Annotated in this window: 20 protein-coding genes; 12 read left to right on the top strand and 8 right to left on the bottom strand. The window is 65.3% G+C overall.

Features of this window, described 5'->3' with window-relative positions:
* Window positions 1-28: 28 nt before the first annotated feature.
* Window positions 29-832, bottom strand: coding sequence for a SapC family protein (locus ACFQPG_RS10315; protein WP_380812707.1), 804 nt, complete (start codon window positions 830-832; stop codon window positions 29-31).
* Between the two features lie 215 nt (window positions 833-1,047).
* Between ACFQPG_RS10315 and ACFQPG_RS10310 the strand changes: the two genes are divergently transcribed.
* The 5 genes from ACFQPG_RS10310 to ACFQPG_RS10290 all read left to right on the top strand — a co-directional run bounded on the left by ACFQPG_RS10310 (window position 1,048) and on the right by ACFQPG_RS10290 (window position 4,890).
* The gene (locus tag ACFQPG_RS10310) at window positions 1,048-1,443 is read left to right on the top strand and encodes a hypothetical protein (protein ID WP_380812704.1); all 396 of its coding nucleotides are present in this window, start codon (window positions 1,048-1,050) and stop codon (window positions 1,441-1,443) included.
* Window positions 1,444-1,539: 96 nt separating this feature from the next.
* Window positions 1,540-2,889 carry a DEAD/DEAH box helicase gene (locus tag ACFQPG_RS10305; RefSeq protein ID WP_380812701.1) on the top strand — a complete coding sequence of 450 codons (1,350 nt, stop codon included), beginning with the start codon at window positions 1,540-1,542 and terminating at the stop codon, window positions 2,887-2,889.
* Window positions 2,890-2,940: 51 nt separating this feature from the next.
* Window positions 2,941-3,510, top strand: a complete 570-nt coding sequence (locus tag ACFQPG_RS10300; RefSeq protein ID WP_380812698.1) for a sigma-70 family RNA polymerase sigma factor — start codon at window positions 2,941-2,943, stop codon at window positions 3,508-3,510.
* Window positions 3,507-4,223, top strand: a complete 717-nt coding sequence (locus ACFQPG_RS10295; protein WP_380812695.1) for an anti-sigma factor domain-containing protein — start codon at window positions 3,507-3,509, stop codon at window positions 4,221-4,223. The genes ACFQPG_RS10300 and ACFQPG_RS10295 overlap by 4 nt, the downstream gene beginning before the upstream one ends.
* Before the next feature lie 79 nt (window positions 4,224-4,302).
* Complete coding sequence (locus ACFQPG_RS10290) at window positions 4,303-4,890, top strand: fasciclin domain-containing protein (protein WP_380812693.1); 588 nt, start codon at window positions 4,303-4,305, stop codon at window positions 4,888-4,890.
* Window positions 4,891-5,168: 278 nt separating this feature from the next.
* Here ACFQPG_RS10290 and tgt read toward each other — a convergent pair whose 3' ends face one another.
* From tgt to ACFQPG_RS10270, 4 genes are all read right to left on the bottom strand, one after another.
* Complete coding sequence (gene tgt, locus ACFQPG_RS10285) at window positions 5,169-6,308, bottom strand: tRNA guanosine(34) transglycosylase Tgt (RefSeq protein WP_380812690.1); 1,140 nt, start codon at window positions 6,306-6,308, stop codon at window positions 5,169-5,171.
* Window positions 6,305-7,042: a DegT/DnrJ/EryC1/StrS family aminotransferase gene (locus tag ACFQPG_RS10280; protein WP_380813137.1), complete on the bottom strand. Its 738-nt coding sequence runs from the start codon at window positions 7,040-7,042 to the stop codon at window positions 6,305-6,307. The genes tgt and ACFQPG_RS10280 overlap by 4 nt, the downstream gene beginning before the upstream one ends.
* 2 nt (window positions 7,043-7,044) lie before the next feature.
* On the bottom strand, window positions 7,045-7,182 hold the full coding sequence (locus tag ACFQPG_RS10275) for a hypothetical protein (protein ID WP_380812688.1): 138 nt from the start codon (window positions 7,180-7,182) through the stop codon (window positions 7,045-7,047).
* Window positions 7,183-7,308: 126 nt separating this feature from the next.
* A complete protein-coding gene (locus ACFQPG_RS10270; protein ID WP_380812685.1) occupies window positions 7,309-7,743 on the bottom strand; it encodes a sugar 3,4-ketoisomerase in 435 nt (144 codons plus the stop codon).
* A gap of 43 nt (window positions 7,744-7,786) precedes the next feature.
* Between ACFQPG_RS10270 and ACFQPG_RS10265 the strand changes: the two genes are divergently transcribed.
* Complete coding sequence (locus ACFQPG_RS10265) at window positions 7,787-8,116, top strand: asparagine synthase-related protein (protein WP_380812682.1); 330 nt, start codon at window positions 7,787-7,789, stop codon at window positions 8,114-8,116.
* A 230-nt stretch (window positions 8,117-8,346) separates the two neighbouring features.
* Window positions 8,347-8,886, top strand: coding sequence for a CAP domain-containing protein (locus ACFQPG_RS10260; protein WP_380812679.1), 540 nt, complete (start codon window positions 8,347-8,349; stop codon window positions 8,884-8,886).
* 20 nt (window positions 8,887-8,906) lie between these two features.
* On the opposite strand, the gene ACFQPG_RS10255 is transcribed toward ACFQPG_RS10260, so the two are convergent.
* Both ACFQPG_RS10255 and surE read right to left on the bottom strand, forming a co-directional pair.
* Complete coding sequence (locus tag ACFQPG_RS10255; RefSeq protein WP_380812676.1) at window positions 8,907-9,203, bottom strand: hypothetical protein; 297 nt, start codon at window positions 9,201-9,203, stop codon at window positions 8,907-8,909.
* Window positions 9,200-9,976: a 5'/3'-nucleotidase SurE gene (gene surE, locus ACFQPG_RS10250; RefSeq protein ID WP_380812673.1), complete on the bottom strand. Its 777-nt coding sequence runs from the start codon at window positions 9,974-9,976 to the stop codon at window positions 9,200-9,202. Before surE ends, ACFQPG_RS10255 begins: the two co-directional genes overlap by 4 nt.
* Before the next feature lie 280 nt (window positions 9,977-10,256).
* Between surE and dksA the strand changes: the two genes are divergently transcribed.
* Entirely contained in the window at window positions 10,257-10,721 is a 465-nt protein-coding gene (gene dksA / locus ACFQPG_RS10245) for an RNA polymerase-binding protein DksA (RefSeq protein WP_380813134.1), read from the top strand.
* 44 nt (window positions 10,722-10,765) lie between these two features.
* Here the strand turns inward: dksA and ACFQPG_RS10240 are convergent, their stop codons facing one another.
* On the bottom strand, window positions 10,766-10,930 hold the full coding sequence (locus ACFQPG_RS10240) for a YdcH family protein (RefSeq protein ID WP_380812670.1): 165 nt from the start codon (window positions 10,928-10,930) through the stop codon (window positions 10,766-10,768).
* Window positions 10,931-11,078: 148 nt separating this feature from the next.
* Between ACFQPG_RS10240 and ACFQPG_RS10235 the strand changes: the two genes are divergently transcribed.
* From ACFQPG_RS10235 to ACFQPG_RS10220, 4 genes are all read left to right on the top strand, one after another.
* Window positions 11,079-11,279, top strand: a complete 201-nt coding sequence (locus ACFQPG_RS10235; protein ID WP_380812667.1) for a DUF465 domain-containing protein — start codon at window positions 11,079-11,081, stop codon at window positions 11,277-11,279.
* A gap of 86 nt (window positions 11,280-11,365) precedes the next feature.
* Window positions 11,366-11,875, top strand: coding sequence for a DUF1465 family protein (locus ACFQPG_RS10230; protein WP_380812664.1), 510 nt, complete (start codon window positions 11,366-11,368; stop codon window positions 11,873-11,875).
* Between the two features lie 20 nt (window positions 11,876-11,895).
* Window positions 11,896-13,041 (top strand): iron-containing alcohol dehydrogenase, encoded by a 1,146-nt coding sequence (locus ACFQPG_RS10225; protein WP_380812661.1) that lies wholly within the window; start codon window positions 11,896-11,898, stop codon window positions 13,039-13,041.
* Window positions 13,038-13,481, top strand: a complete 444-nt coding sequence (locus tag ACFQPG_RS10220) for an acyl-CoA thioesterase (protein ID WP_380812658.1) — start codon at window positions 13,038-13,040, stop codon at window positions 13,479-13,481. The genes ACFQPG_RS10225 and ACFQPG_RS10220 overlap by 4 nt, the downstream gene beginning before the upstream one ends.
* Window positions 13,482-13,485 lie beyond the last annotated feature (4 nt).

Raw genomic sequence — 13,485 nt, 5'->3', positions numbered from 1 at the left:
GCCGCCGCCGCAATCCGGCGCGACGGCGTCACGCTTGGGCGGGAGCCCCGTCCTGCTGCGGATGGTAGGCGCCGGCGGGACCGGTGCCCTGCTGCACCTGGCGGGCGAACACGTCGCGGATCTGGCCCAGGCTGAAAAGGTGGGCGAAGACGAGCGGGAGCATGCCGTTCTGGTTGAACTTGCGGAGTTCGTCGCCGCGCAGGTTCCGCAGCTTCTCCTCGTCGACCATCTGGAAGCCGCGGTAGATGAACGGCTGCTCGCTGCCTTCCGGCTGGATCGCGACTTCGCCGTCCATCAGCAGCCCGGACTTGACCAATTCCTGCATGAACAGCTGGGTACGCTGGCCCGCAGTCTCGAACTGCTCGCAGAACTGGAGCACGGCATTGGTGGCTTCGCTCGGCTGGTCGCCGGTGAACAAAGGTTCGCCATCCTCGAAATCACCGATGGCTCCGGACGTCGGGTCGAAGCAAAGCGACAGTTCGTCGGTGTCCGGCCTCAGGCGGGCGAGCAGGAACGGGTAGCGGCGAAGATAAGCCGGCATGTAGACGGTGGGCTCGGTCGAGCGGCCGTCGGCGTCGATAAACGTGTTCACACTCTCGTTGAGGCCCATCAGGGCAAGCGGAACTGGCTCCTCACCGACCGAGAAGATGATCGGAAAATGGCGCTGAGCCAGCGCGAACTCGTCCACGGTGACCGGAATGGCGTGCGTCTGGGCAAGCTGCGGGATGCCCGTCATCCGCCGTACCTTGGCGTTCGCGTGGTCAGTGCTGCTCAGCGGCACGATGTTGTTGTACAGCAAGGGCAGAGCCTGGGTCGGCGCGGCAGTCGCCATGTTTCACTCCATGGGAAGCCCCGCCGTCAGAAGCGACGTCCGGAGCGGATTGATTTCGGGCGGGGCTCTATTCGCGCCGGACTGGTCTGGCAAGGCATGTCGACGGCGTTCAGCCCAGTTCATGACGCGTTCAACGCGGCTGGCCGAAGCTCCTTGCGTCTCGTAAGGTCCTGCCTGAGTTGATCCTGTCGTCCTTGTCCTTTCTGCCATTCGTGATGGCGCTCTTCGGCGACGGCCAGCCGACGGGCGCTGCCGTGGTGAGCCGCGTTACGGTCCGGGACGAGGTGATCATGCGAGTGCCGGTGATCCGCCCAAGGTTCCCGGTCCCGATCCGCTGGATCCAGAAGAAGGGACCCAAGTGCATCGGCTCCGGCGAGCTTGTGGCCGCCGCGCTTGCGACGGAGACCAGCATCGACTTTCTGCTGCGCGATCGCCGGCGCGTTCGTGCGGAGATGGACAGCGACTGCCCGGCGCTGGACTTTTACGGCGGCTTCTACCTGCAGCCGCAGGGCGACCGAGTCTGCGCCAAGCGAGACGAAATCCGCAACCGCATGGGCGGCAGCTGCCGGATAGAAAGCTTTCGGACCATGGTTCCGACCATCGTCAAGTAGCCGCTTTCCTTGACTTTCGGCCGCCTCTGCAGCAGGCAGGCGCGGCCTGCTGCGCTTCGTGCGCGCGGCGCCGTTTTCTTTTCCGAAAGCCTTTGAATGAATTTCGCCGATCTCGGCCTTTCCGAAGAACTGCTGCGCGCCATCGGCGACAGCGGCTACGACACGCCTACGCCAATTCAGAAGGGCACGATACCCTCTGCCCTGATGGGTCGGGACCTGATCGGCATTGCCCAGACGGGGACCGGCAAGACCGCCAGCTTTGTGCTGCCGATGATCGACATCCTCCATCACGGACGCAGCCGGGCGCGCATGCCGCGATCCCTGATCCTGGAGCCGACCCGCGAACTGGCGGCGCAGGTTGCCGAGAATTTCGAGAAGTACGGCAAGTACCACAAGCTCTCGATGGCGCTGCTGATCGGCGGCGTGCAGATGGGCGATCAGGTCAAGGCGCTGGAGAAGGGCGTCGATGTGCTGATCGCCACGCCTGGGCGGCTGATGGACCTGTTCGGCCGAGGCAAGATCCTGCTCAACGGCTGTCAGTTGCTGGTGATCGACGAAGCCGACCGGATGCTCGACATGGGCTTCATCCCGGATATCGAGGAAATCTGCTCGCGGCTGCCGAAGGAACGGCAGACCCTGTTGTTCTCGGCGACCATGCCGCCGCCGATCCAGAAGCTTGCGTCCAAGTTCCTCAACGATCCCAAGCGGATCGAAGTGGCCCGTCCCGCGACCGCCAACGTCAACATCGAGCAGCGGCTGATCCTGACTCGCAGCGACAAGAAGCGCGACGTGCTGCGTGACGTGTTGCGCCACAATGAGGTTAAGAACGCGATCATTTTTTCCAACCGCAAGACTACGGTGCGTGACCTGTACACCAGCCTGAAGCGCTCCGGCTTCGCGGTAGGCCAGATCCATGGCGACATGGAGCAGGCGGCGCGCATTGCCGAGTTCGACCGATTCAAGCAGGACGAGATCAACATCCTTGTCGCTTCGGACGTCGCTGCGCGCGGACTGGACGTGAAGGGCGTCAGCCATGTCATCAACTTCGATGTGCCGTGGCAACCGGACGATTATATTCACCGGATCGGCCGCACCGGCCGCGCTGGGGCGACCGGCATCGCCATCACCCTCGCCACCAAGGAAGATGCGGAAGCGGTGGCGGGGATCGAAAAGCTGATCGGAATGCCGATCCCGCGGGCGGAAGGCCAGGAGGCGATCGCCGAACCGACATCCGAAGAGACCAAGCCGGAGCCGAAGCGCCAATCCAGCCGTACCCGGTCGCGCGCCGCCGGTTCCGCATCGCCGGAGCGGACGAGGCCTGTGGATGAGAGCCCCCCGCCGGTTGCGGTGGCAGTGCAGGAGCGCAGCGCCGTTGAAGCGGAGCCGGCCGATGCCGGCGAATGGAACGGGCCGTTGCCGAGCTTCCTCTCCGTTTCTCTGAGCTGAGCGCACCGAAAAAGGGCTGGCACGAAATGCGATCCGGGCTATCCCGGAGGCGTGCTCGACAGAACCGCAGCCGAGGATGATGCGCTTGCGCTGCGGCAAGCCATGCTGGCCGTCGCAAAGGGCGACCAGGCGGCCCTCAGGATGGTCTATCAGCTCACCCGTGCGAAGCTATTCGGCATCTGCCTCCGTATCTTGAACGATCGGGCGGAAGCGGAGGATGCATTGCAGGATGTCTACGTCAGCCTGTGGCAGCGAGCCGGGAGCTTCGATCCCCAGCGCGCCAGCCCGATCAGCTGGCTGGCGACCTTTGCCCGCAACCGGGCGATCGATCGCCTGCGAGCCGGGCGGCGGCTGCGCGACGCTGGTCCGATCGAAGAGGCATCCGACCGGCCGGACGAGGGACCGAGCGCCTTCGCCCTGGTTGCAGCAGCGGAAGAGCGGGACCGCTTGCATCGCTGCATGGAGGGGCTGAACCCACAGCAGCGGGGCGCGATCCGCGACGCATTCCTGCGCGGCTTCACCTATCTGCAGCTTGCGGAGCGGACGGGAACCCCGCTGGGAACGATGAAGAGCTGGATTCGACGGGGTTTGCAGCAGCTCAAGGCGTGCCTCGAGCAATGACCTATCGCGAAAGCCTTGCCGCAGAACATGCGCTCCGCCTGCTGGAAGGCGAGGAGCTGATGGAGGCGCGTCGGCTCGAGGCTACCGATCCCGCGTTCGAACGGGACGTGCGCGCGTGGGAAGAGCGGCTTGCACCGCTGCTGGACGAGATCTCGCCGGTGGAACCGGGCGAGGGGCTGTGGCAGCGGATCGAGTTTGCTATCCGGAGGGCTGGTGGGTCGGACAATGTCGTGCAGTGGCAGCGCAAGGTACGTCGCTGGCAGGGGCTGGCGGGCCTCGCCAGCGCCGCGGCGGTAGCCCTGGGCCTTCTCGCGGTCACGCCTCTGCTTCGCCAGCCCGCGCCGCGACCGCGACCCGCAGGGACACAGCAGCAGGCGCCGATGATGGTGGCGACCCTTGCGATGGACGGCGCGCCAGGTGCGATTGCAGTGACGTACATGCCGAACCGGCGGAGTCTGCTGGTCAACGCTTCGGGCGTGGCTGGCGCTGCGGGCCATGACCATGAGCTTTGGGTGATCCCGGATGGCGGCACGCCGCGCTCCCTGGGGGTAATGCGTCGCGATCGTCCCTCCATGCAACAGCTTGAGCCACTGCTCGCGGCGCAGCTTCGCGCAGGCGCCGGAATCGCGCTGTCCGTCGAGCCGACCGGCGGCTCGCCAACCGGTCAGCCAACCGGTCCGGTGGTTGCGTCGGGCAGCCTCAGCCAAATCTGAACCCGCTGCATCCGCGGGCAGGTTCGCTCCGTAACTCTCTGTGCAGGCCCTCGAGGAAGGGCCGACAGGGAGAAGCAACATGACGAAGTTCACGGCGGCTCTTGCGCTTACGGTGGCCGCAGGAAGCCTTTCGGCGTGCATGACCACGGAGCCGGCGGGCATGGACCAGTCCGCGATGGCCGATCAGACCGTCATGGTCGGCGGTGCCGCCATGTATCCTAACCGCAACATCATCCAGAATGCGGTTAACTCTCAGGACCACAAGACGCTGGTTGCGGCAGTCCAGGCGGCGGGGCTGGTCGATACGCTGCAGGGGGCGGGTCCGTTCACGGTTTTCGCGCCGACTGACTCGGCTTTCGCAACGCTGCCCGCCGGGACGGTCGAGACGCTCGTCCGGCCTGAGAATAAGGCGATGCTGACCAGCATCCTGACGTACCATGTCGTGCCGGGACGGGTGACCGCGGCCGACTTGATGGCCAAGATTCGGGCCGGCGGCGGCACTGCCCGGCTGACCACCGTCAACGGCGGGGTTCTGACCGCGCGGATGCAGGGCGATGCGGTGGTGCTTGTCGACGGCAAGGGCGGAACCGCAACCGTGACGCAGGCCGATGTGATGCAATCGAATGGAGTGATCCACGTCACCAACGCAGTCTCCCTCCCGAGCTGAGTTGGGGCGGGCCGGTCCGCCCCCCTTTGCCCCCGGGGGACGGGCCGGTTACCAATCAAAGGATGGGACCATGTTCGGACTTCGCCACAGACAATTGTTCGCCTCCGGAACCGGCCTTCTGCTGGTCACGGCACCGAACCACCGCCGCGTCGGCTTCGGGCGGAGCTCGGGCTGGCTTTACCGTTTGCTGAGCGCGGTTCGGTAAGCCTGTCCGATCAGAAGGATAGGCCCCGGGTGGGCGCTGAACGGAGCCAGCCACGGACCTCAGCAAGTTCAACTCAAACTGAGGCCGCGCGGCGGTAGCGATCGAGGAACCGGCGGGCGTGGCTGTCGAGTTCCCCACGGGTGATCGCCTCGCGCAGGCCAGCCGTCAGCCGCTGGTAGAACCACAGGTTGTGCTCCGTCATCAGCATCGCGCCGAGGATCTCGCCGGCGCGAACCAGATGGTGGAGGTAGGCGCGAGACCAAGTTGAGCAGGTCGGGCAGGGGCAGCCTGGCTCCAGCGGCTCGCGGTCTTCAGCGAAGCGCGCGTTGCGAATGTTGATCGGTCCGTCGAGTGTGAACGCCTGCCCGGTGCGGCCCGAGCGGGTCGGAAGGACGCAGTCGAACATGTCGATCCCGCGACGGACCGCTTCGACGATGTCGTCGGGCTTGCCCACCCCCATCAGGTAGCGCGGCTTGTCAGCCGGCAGCATCTGAACCGCATGGTCCAGCACCGCGCACATCTGCTCATGGCCCTCGCCGACGGCCAGCCCGCCAACCGCATAGCCGTCAAAGCCGATCTCCAGTAGCAGATCGGTCGAGCGCTGCCGCAGCGGCCGGAACATCGAGCCTTGCTGAATTCCGAACAAGGCGGCGCGCGCCGCATGTTCGCCGCCGGAATCGAAGGCGTCGCGTGAGCGCCGTGCCCAGCGCATTGAGCGTTCCATGCTCTGTTCGGCTTGCTCTTCGGTCGCCGGGAAGGGCGTGCACTCGTCGAACGCCATGACGATGTCGGCACCGAGGAGGCGCTGGATTTCGATTGAGCGTTCGGGGGTCAGCATGTGCGCCGACCCGTCGAGGTGGCTCTTGAACTTGACGCCGGCTTCCGACTTCTTGGTCAGCTCGCCCAGGCTCATTACCTGGTAACCGCCGCTGTCCGTCAGGATAGGACGATCCCAGCCCATGAAGGCGTGGAGGCCGCCGAGCCGCTCCATCCGCTCCGCGCCCGGACGCAGCATCAGGTGATAGGTGTTGCCGAGGATGATGTCGGCGCCGGTGCCGCGCACGTCCGCGGGCTTCATCGCCTTGACGGTGGCCGCCGTCCCGACGGGCATGAACGCCGGAGTGCGGATCTCGCCCCGCTGCATGTCGATCGTGCCGGTGCGAGCCGAGCCATCCGTGGCCGAGACGGTGAACTGGAATCGTGGTGTGGTCATAGTGAGTTGATGGCCGATGCGACGCGTTCGGCGCCTTCGTGGGAGAGGTGCGGACCAATTGGCAGGCTGAGCACCCGCGCGGCCAGACGTTCGGCGACCGGCAGGCTTCCGGAATTCAAGCGGAGGTCGGCATAAGCTGTCTGCCGATGGGGCGGAACTGGGTAATGGATCAGGGTCTGGGTCCCAGCGGCGGCAAGCCGCGACTGCAGCTCGTCCCGGGCATCGCACTGGACCACGAACAGGTGCCAGGCCGGGTCCGCACAGTCTGGTACGAATGGAAGCTCGACCGCGGGTGAGGTCATGGCGTCACGGTAATGGCTGGCGATCGTTGGACGGCGCTCATTCCACTTATCCAGATGGCGCAGCTTGACCGACAGCACTGCAGCCTGGAGCGGATCGAGACGGGAGTTCACGCCCTTCACCTCATGGACGTAGCGCTCCGAAGAGCCGTAGTTGCCCAGCTTCCTTATGCGTGCGGCAAGTTCTGGATCGCTCGTCGTCACGGCACCCGCATCACCGAGCACGCCAAGGTTCTTGCCCGGGTAGAAGCTCCACGCGGCCGCGTCGCCATGGCGTGCAATCGCCATGATCGGATCAAGGTTGGCTGGTTGGCCATAGAGGTAGGTTGGAAGGATCACCCAGGTCAGTTCGCTCAAAGCGGCCTCAGTCTTTTGCGATTCGAGATTGTGGGTGCGCGGGTCCGGCTCAACCAGCACGGAAGTGGCCTCCGTCATGGTCACTGCAAGCGCTGTCCGACGAAGGTGTTTCTGGCCAGGATCACCTCGTTTCTCAGGCCGACGTCCATGGCGCGAAATGCCAAATGGAGCACGTCCAGCTCTCCGCCCGCGCCAACGCTGCAGGCCGCCAGCAGCATGTGGCGAACTCCTCCTCAAACCCGGCCCGCCGATATACCAGTGGGACCTGAGGACACGCGCCAGCACCTGGTCGATCTCGCCTCGAAGCTCAACGTTAGCTGCGCCTACCTCGCGGAGAGGAGAAGTCATCGCCGCGCGATTTCGAGAAAGCGAGGATAGTCGCGCAGGTATTCCGCCGCATCATAATGAGCGTCGGCAAGGACCATCAGCACGCAATCCGGCGTGAAGTCCCGCATCTCGCGCCAGATCATCGGTCCGATCGCCAAGCCTCGATTGGGCCGGTCCAGCCGCACGTCGGTTCGCTCGTGGCCGTCGTCCAACATCATGGTGCACGCCCCGCTCACCGCAATCGCTAGTTGCCGCAGGCGCAGATGGGCATGGAAGCCGCGGTCCACGCCGGGCGGGGTGCCGAAGATGTAGTAAACCCTTTCGATCGGAAACGGCACGTCGCGCCGGCCTTCGATGGCGACCAGGGAGCCGCGTTCATCGCCTCTGATCTGCAGGTCGAGGATCGCGCAGCCGGCGGGCAGCCTCGCCGCAGAAGAGGTGTCGTCGGGCATTGCCGTCTTTCATAGAGAGACGCCACCATGACACAAGGAGCGGGTGGCGGAGCTTTCCGCCGGCATTCTACTGCCGATGAAGATACACAACGGTCTGTGCAAGCAGATCGTCCGGCGGTTGCCGGTACGACACCTCCCGACGGGCATGGCCGAACGTCCCAAAGCTGGCTTTGGGGTTCCGGCCGGCGAGTGGCTGCGCGACTGGCTCGAAGACCTGTTGTCCAAACCAGCATTTGGCCAGCCCGGCTTCTTTGAGCCAGCAGTGGTGCCTGGCAGGTGGATCAATCATCTCGCCCGTCGGACCGAGTATGCCGCGGCCCTGTGGACCATCCTCATGTTCCAGGCGTGGCACCGCGGCCACGCAGCGCGTTAAACTCCCGTTCTCCGGAAGACCGCTTGGGCGCACTGCGACGACGCCTCGGCGATAAGTGCACGCACCCTGGAAACCGCGAGCTTCCCACATCGCCCGATCCCAATAGCTTCCCCGAGGCGAGAAGAACCGGGGGGTTCTTTAGCAAACGGTAAGCCAATCGCGCTTAGCTTAACTGCAGCAAGATTGGCGACGGCGCCCTTGGGCGCTGCGGAGGCGGGGAGGGCTTCGCGATGAAAGCTGTGGTGCATCTGGCGCTGGTCGCGGGCACGCTGTTGGCCGCCTGGCCCGCAAGTGCAATGAACGTCGGTCCGTATCGCGGCGGGCCGAACACCAGCCGCGCTGCTGAGCGTATTCTCGCCGCGCACAACCGAGAACGCGCGCGCATGGGAGCCGCGCCGCTGGCATGGGACGAGAGGCTGGCGGCATCCGCGGCGGCTTACGGCCCGATGCTGGAGCAGATGGGCGCCCTTCGTCACAGCCCGAGGACAATGCGCCCCGGGCAGAGCGAGAATTTGTGGATGGGGAGCCGCGGCTATTACTCGCCCGAGCAAATGGTCGGCACCTGGCTTGCGGAGCGCACCCACATGCGGCCCGGCATCTTCCCGGCGGTCAGCCGGACGGGTCGGTGGGAGGACATCGGGCATTATACGCAGGTGGTCTGGCCGACGACCACGCATGTGGGTTGCGCCGTCTACAGCGCTGCGGCCAACGATTTCCTTGTCTGCCGCTACAGCCCCAAGGGGAATGTCGACGGTTATCGCTTCCGCTGAGTCAGGGCGAGCAGCCGCGGCTAACGGCGGGCGGTAAGCAGCAAAACCGTCGGCAGCGCCAACGTCAACAGCAGGTCGCTGACTCCTTCACCATATTGTATCCCCCGTTGCGGCCATTGCTCGACATAAAGGTCGCTGACCTCGTTGATCAGTTCAAGCGCCAGCACCGCCAGCCAGGGTAACCAGCGTGCGACCGAGCTGCGAAGCGCCGCCGCCGCGACCAGCTGCAGCAGCACTTCGGCGACGACATGCAGCGCGTCCATGCTGAACCCCGTCGCGAGGGCGAGCAATTCCTTCAACTGATACCACCAGATCACTGTGCGTCCCCGGCCAAGCGCTGGCGCATCGCGGTCAGCGATGGCTCGTGGGTCAGGTCGAGGTGGAGCGGAGTGACGGAGACGAAGCCGTCGGCGATTGCTTCAAGGTCGGTCTGGTGCCCCGGGGTCTCGACCGCCGTCCCCAGGCCGAACCAGTAATAGTGATAGCCACGCGGGTCGGTGCGGCGGTCTATCCGCAGGCGTCCGTAGTCGCGGAAGCCCTGGCGAACGACCCGAATCCCCTTGACCTCGTCTGGGGCGAGCGCCGGAAAATTGACGTTGACCAGTGTCCCGGGTGGCATCGGCTCGGCCAGAAGCGGAACGAGGACCCGCTCCGCCCAGGCTTCCGCCGCCGCGAACGGGACCGTGTCGCCCATACCTTCCCGCGAGTAGGCTTGGCTGAGCGCGATCGAGCGCTTGCCCGCAAGCGCGCCCTCCATCGCGGCCGACACGGTGCCGGAGTAGGTCACGTCATCCGCCAGGTTGGCGCCGCGGTTGATCCCCGACAGGATGATGTCCGGCGGCGAGTCCTTCATCAGATAGGCCAGCGCCATCATCACCGCGTCTGTCGGGGTGCCGCTGACGGCAAACTCGCGCTCACCCATCCGGCGCAGGCGGATCGGCCGCGTCAGCGTCAGGGAGTGGCCAGTCCCCGATTGCTCCTCGGCCGGGGCGACGATCCACACGTCGTCGGACAGCGACTTGGCGATTCGCTCCAGCAGCGCGAGCCCAGGGGCGGATACGCCGTCATCGTTGGTCAGGAGAATGCGCATGACTGGTGCTATAGGGGTACAATGATTGCGCGCAATGCGGTGGGTTTGCGCCATTTTGGCAACATGATTTGCGACAAGCGTTGCCAAGCTGTTCGTCAGTGCTTGTTCAGGGTGAGTGACGCAAGTATAGGCGGTCCTGGGACCATCCGGCTTGTTTTGAGTCTAAGTTCCGGAAAAGTCTTGTTTTGCTACCTGCTCAAGGCTGGTGGGGCGGCCGATGCAGGAGGCGCTTGACTGGTGTTCGCCGAGTTGATTTCGGCGGTGAGTTGGGGAGGGCATGATGGCGACTGCGCTGGTCGATCTCTACGGCGAAGAAGCTGAACAATTCGATCGCCTGATACTTGCGGCGGATTACCGCCCAAGGGATGATGAAGAGTTCATGTGCGCGCGACACCGCGCTTACTTCCTCCACAAGCTGCGCGACTGGAAGGACGCCATCGTCGAGGAATCCCGCGCAACCATGGCGCAGCTGCAGATCGACTCGCTTCGTGAGCCGGACCTTGCCGACCGCGCCTCCAGCGAGACGGACTGGGGCATCGAGCTTCGCACCCGCGATCGCCAGCGCAAGTTGATCGCGAAGATCGATGCCGCGATCCGTCGGCTCTATGCCGGTGAGTATGGTTATTGCGAAGTGACCGGGGAGCCCATTTCCCTCGGCCGTTTGGAAGCCCGCCCGATCGCGACCATGACCCTGGAAGCGCAGGAGCGGCACGAGCGCATCGAGAGAGTCTCGCGCGACGATTGATCGGAGTTCTCCCCCGCGCGGGGCGGGGGAGGAAATCGAAAAGCTTAGTGCACGGTCAGGCCGAGCATCTCATCCTTGATTCGCAATTTCTGCTTTTTCAGTCGCATCAGCAGGGTGTCGTCGGGATGGGGGCGGGTCTCTTCGGCGTTGATCTGCGCTTCGAGCGAGGCATGCTTGGTTTCCAACGCTTCGACATGGGCCTTGTCCATCGGTGTCATTCCCTTCTTTGCTGGTCGCGACAACAACGCCAGACAACCATATTCCGCCCCGCTTGTCGCGCCTCCAGCCATTCGTCTCGTCGAATCTGGCGGACGGACTGCCGTGACCGGTTAACTTCGTTGCACTAGAAGCCCGCGCATGAACGATGATCCAGCGCCTGCGGAACGATTGGCCGAGCTCAAGCTGGAGCATCGGCGCCTTGACGACCGCATCGAGTTAATGCGGGCGGACGCGGAAGCGGACCAGCTTGAGATCGCCCGGCTGAAGAAGCGCAAGCTGCGGCTGCGCGACGAGATCGCGCTGCTCGCCGACCAGGCGATCCCCGACATCATCGCCTGACCTGTGCCAGTGCGGGACTCGAGGGGCGACTTTGATGCGGACGCGGCCGAACAGCGTTTTCACCGGGCAGCTTTGGTGGCAGTCTGATGGCGATGCATGACACTGGACGAGAGCTTGGCGGCGAAAGGCCGGGAGAAACGCGGATCACCCCGCGCCTGATCGACAGTCTGTATACCGAAGCGATGCTCCTGGCGGACGAGGCCAGGACGTATTTCGACGAGGCTGCGCGGCATGAGCGATCGACCCTCGATCCGTTCGTGCGGGTCAGCTTCGCCTGCGAATCCCTGCGGGTCACTACTCGGATCATGCACATCGTCGCTTGGCTGCTGACCCAGCGAGCCGTGGAAAGCGGCGAAATCGCCCCGGGGAGCGAGCGCCGGCCCGAGCGGCGGCTGGGCCATGCCGCCGAGAGCGATCCCAACATCGTCGCCAATCTTCCGCCGGAAGCCAGGCGGCTGGTCACTGCCAGCACCGACCTTTACGCCCGGGTGCAGCGGCTGGACGAGGACAGCGTCAGTGAGGCTCCGGCATCAAGTCCGGCGCGCGCACTGATGAGCCGACTGGAGCGTGACCTGATCTGGCAACGGCCGTCCTGACCGCCTAGCATCGCGCGGCGATGCGCGATTTCACCTTCCATCCCGGCCCACGGGTCCTGAGCGGCAGCGGGCGCGCTGCGGAGCTCGGCAAGCTGCTGCCGGCTGGTCCGATCCTGTTCGTCACCGATTCCGGAGTTCGCGGCTGCGGGCTGGCCGAGCCTTGCCTCCACTCCCTTGAAGAGCAGGGCCGTACCGTCACCCTGTTCGACGCGGTCGAGGCGGACCCGTCCCGCGACACGCTGCTGGAGGCGGTGAGGGTAGGGGCGGACGCGGGAGCATGCTCGGTGATTGGCTTCGGCGGGGGCAGCCCGATGGATGTAGCAAAGCTGGCTGCGTATCTGCTCGGCTCCGGCGATGATCTGGACACCATCTGGGGAGTCGGCAATGCGCGGGGGACAAGGCTTCCGCTCGCCCTGGTTCCGACCACCGCGGGGACCGGATCCGAAGCAACCCCGGTGGCGGTCATCACCGTAGAAGGCGCGGAAAAGCGCGGGGTCAACTCACCGGCGTTAATCGGCGACCTTGCCGTACTCGACGCCGAACTGACGGTCGGGATGCCCCGCCCGCTCACCGCCGCGACGGGGATCGACGCCATCGTTCATGCGATCGAAGCCTACACTTCCGTCCGTGCCAAGAACCCGCTCAGCGACCTTCATGCCCGCGAGGCGCTCAGGCTGCTGTCAGGCCACCTGCTGACCGCCTGCACGAAGCCGGACAATCGCAAGGCGCGAACGGCGATGCTGCTCGGGGCGCATCTTGCTGGGCTCGCCTTTGCGAATGCACCGGTCGCCGGGGTCCATGCGCTCGCCTATCCCCTGGGCGGACTCCACCACCTGCCGCACGGGCTCAGCAATGCGCTGATGCTGCGGCATGTGCTCGCCTTCAACGCAGAAGCGGCGCGCGAGCAATATGCGGAGCTCGGCGCGATCATCGATCCAAGCTGCGGCGGGCTGGGCACGCAGGCGCGGACTGCGGTGCTGATCGAACGGCTGGACGAGCTGGTGGTGGCCAGCGGCCTTCAGCCCCGCCTGCGCGATCACGGCATCGCGTTCGATGAAGCGCCGCTACTGGCCCGCGAGGCGATGAAGCAGCAGCGACTGCTGGTGAACAATCCGGTGGAGATCACTGCGACCGACGCACAGCGGCTCTACGAGGCGGCGTGGTGAGCCGGCCGCCGCCCGCCAGGCGAAGCGAGTTCCGGGTGTGGCAGCGGTTCACGACCCGGTGGGCGGACAATGACGCTTATGGTCACGTCAACAACACGGTCTATTACCAATGGTTCGACAGCGCGGTGAACGCCTGGCTGGTCGCGCAAGGGCTGCTGGAGATTGCGCGGGGCGAACGGATCGCATTGGTCGTCGAGACCGGATGCACTTACAATGCGCCGCTGTCGTTCCCGGGCATGGTCGACGTCGGACTGGCGGTGACCGACCTTGGGCGGTCGAGCGTGCGTTATGTCCTTGGCATCTTTGCGCTCGACGCTGACGTCGCAGCCGCGCAGGGGCATTTCGTTCATGTGCTGGTCGATCGAGAGACCCGCCGGCCGGTGCCCTGGCCGGACAATTGGCGGCGCGCCCTCGAAACCGTTCGGGCCAGCTCGCAATAGTGGG

Origin of the sequence: Sphingomonas sp. GCM10030256, assembly GCF_042666415.1 — a bacterium.
Classification (GTDB): Bacteria; Pseudomonadota; Alphaproteobacteria; order Sphingomonadales; family Sphingomonadaceae; genus Sphingomicrobium.
The sequence above is the reverse complement of the archived record's forward strand: the minus strand, read 5'-3'. Positions and strand labels throughout refer to the sequence as shown.

What these genes read in the sequence shown, in the direction of transcription:
- ACFQPG_RS10315 (WP_380812707.1), bottom strand. Translation starts at nt 832, where the DNA reads ATGGCGACTGCCGCGCCGACCCAGGCTCTGCCCTTGCTGTACAACAAC.
- ACFQPG_RS10310 (WP_380812704.1), top strand. Translation starts at nt 1,048, where the DNA reads ATGGCGCTCTTCGGCGACGGCCAGCCGACGGGCGCTGCCGTGGTGAGC.
- ACFQPG_RS10305 (WP_380812701.1), top strand. Translation starts at nt 1,540, where the DNA reads ATGAATTTCGCCGATCTCGGCCTTTCCGAAGAACTGCTGCGCGCCATC.
- ACFQPG_RS10295 (WP_380812695.1), top strand. Translation starts at nt 3,507, where the DNA reads ATGACCTATCGCGAAAGCCTTGCCGCAGAACATGCGCTCCGCCTGCTG.
- ACFQPG_RS10290 (WP_380812693.1), top strand. Translation starts at nt 4,303, where the DNA reads ATGACGAAGTTCACGGCGGCTCTTGCGCTTACGGTGGCCGCAGGAAGC.
- tgt (WP_380812690.1), bottom strand. Translation starts at nt 6,308, where the DNA reads ATGACCACACCACGATTCCAGTTCACCGTCTCGGCCACGGATGGCTCG.
- ACFQPG_RS10280 (WP_380813137.1), bottom strand. Translation starts at nt 7,042, where the DNA reads ATGACGGAGGCCACTTCCGTGCTGGTTGAGCCGGACCCGCGCACCCAC.
- ACFQPG_RS10275 (WP_380812688.1), bottom strand. Translation starts at nt 7,182, where the DNA reads ATGCTGCTGGCGGCCTGCAGCGTTGGCGCGGGCGGAGAGCTGGACGTG.
- ACFQPG_RS10270 (WP_380812685.1), bottom strand. Translation starts at nt 7,743, where the DNA reads ATGCCCGACGACACCTCTTCTGCGGCGAGGCTGCCCGCCGGCTGCGCG.
- ACFQPG_RS10260 (WP_380812679.1), top strand. Translation starts at nt 8,347, where the DNA reads ATGAAAGCTGTGGTGCATCTGGCGCTGGTCGCGGGCACGCTGTTGGCC.
- surE (WP_380812673.1), bottom strand. Translation starts at nt 9,976, where the DNA reads ATGCGCATTCTCCTGACCAACGATGACGGCGTATCCGCCCCTGGGCTC.
- dksA (WP_380813134.1), top strand. Translation starts at nt 10,257, where the DNA reads ATGGCGACTGCGCTGGTCGATCTCTACGGCGAAGAAGCTGAACAATTC.
- ACFQPG_RS10240 (WP_380812670.1), bottom strand. Translation starts at nt 10,930, where the DNA reads ATGGACAAGGCCCATGTCGAAGCGTTGGAAACCAAGCATGCCTCGCTC.
- ACFQPG_RS10235 (WP_380812667.1), top strand. Translation starts at nt 11,079, where the DNA reads ATGAACGATGATCCAGCGCCTGCGGAACGATTGGCCGAGCTCAAGCTG.
- ACFQPG_RS10230 (WP_380812664.1), top strand. Translation starts at nt 11,366, where the DNA reads ATGGCGATGCATGACACTGGACGAGAGCTTGGCGGCGAAAGGCCGGGA.
- ACFQPG_RS10225 (WP_380812661.1), top strand. Translation starts at nt 11,896, where the DNA reads ATGCGCGATTTCACCTTCCATCCCGGCCCACGGGTCCTGAGCGGCAGC.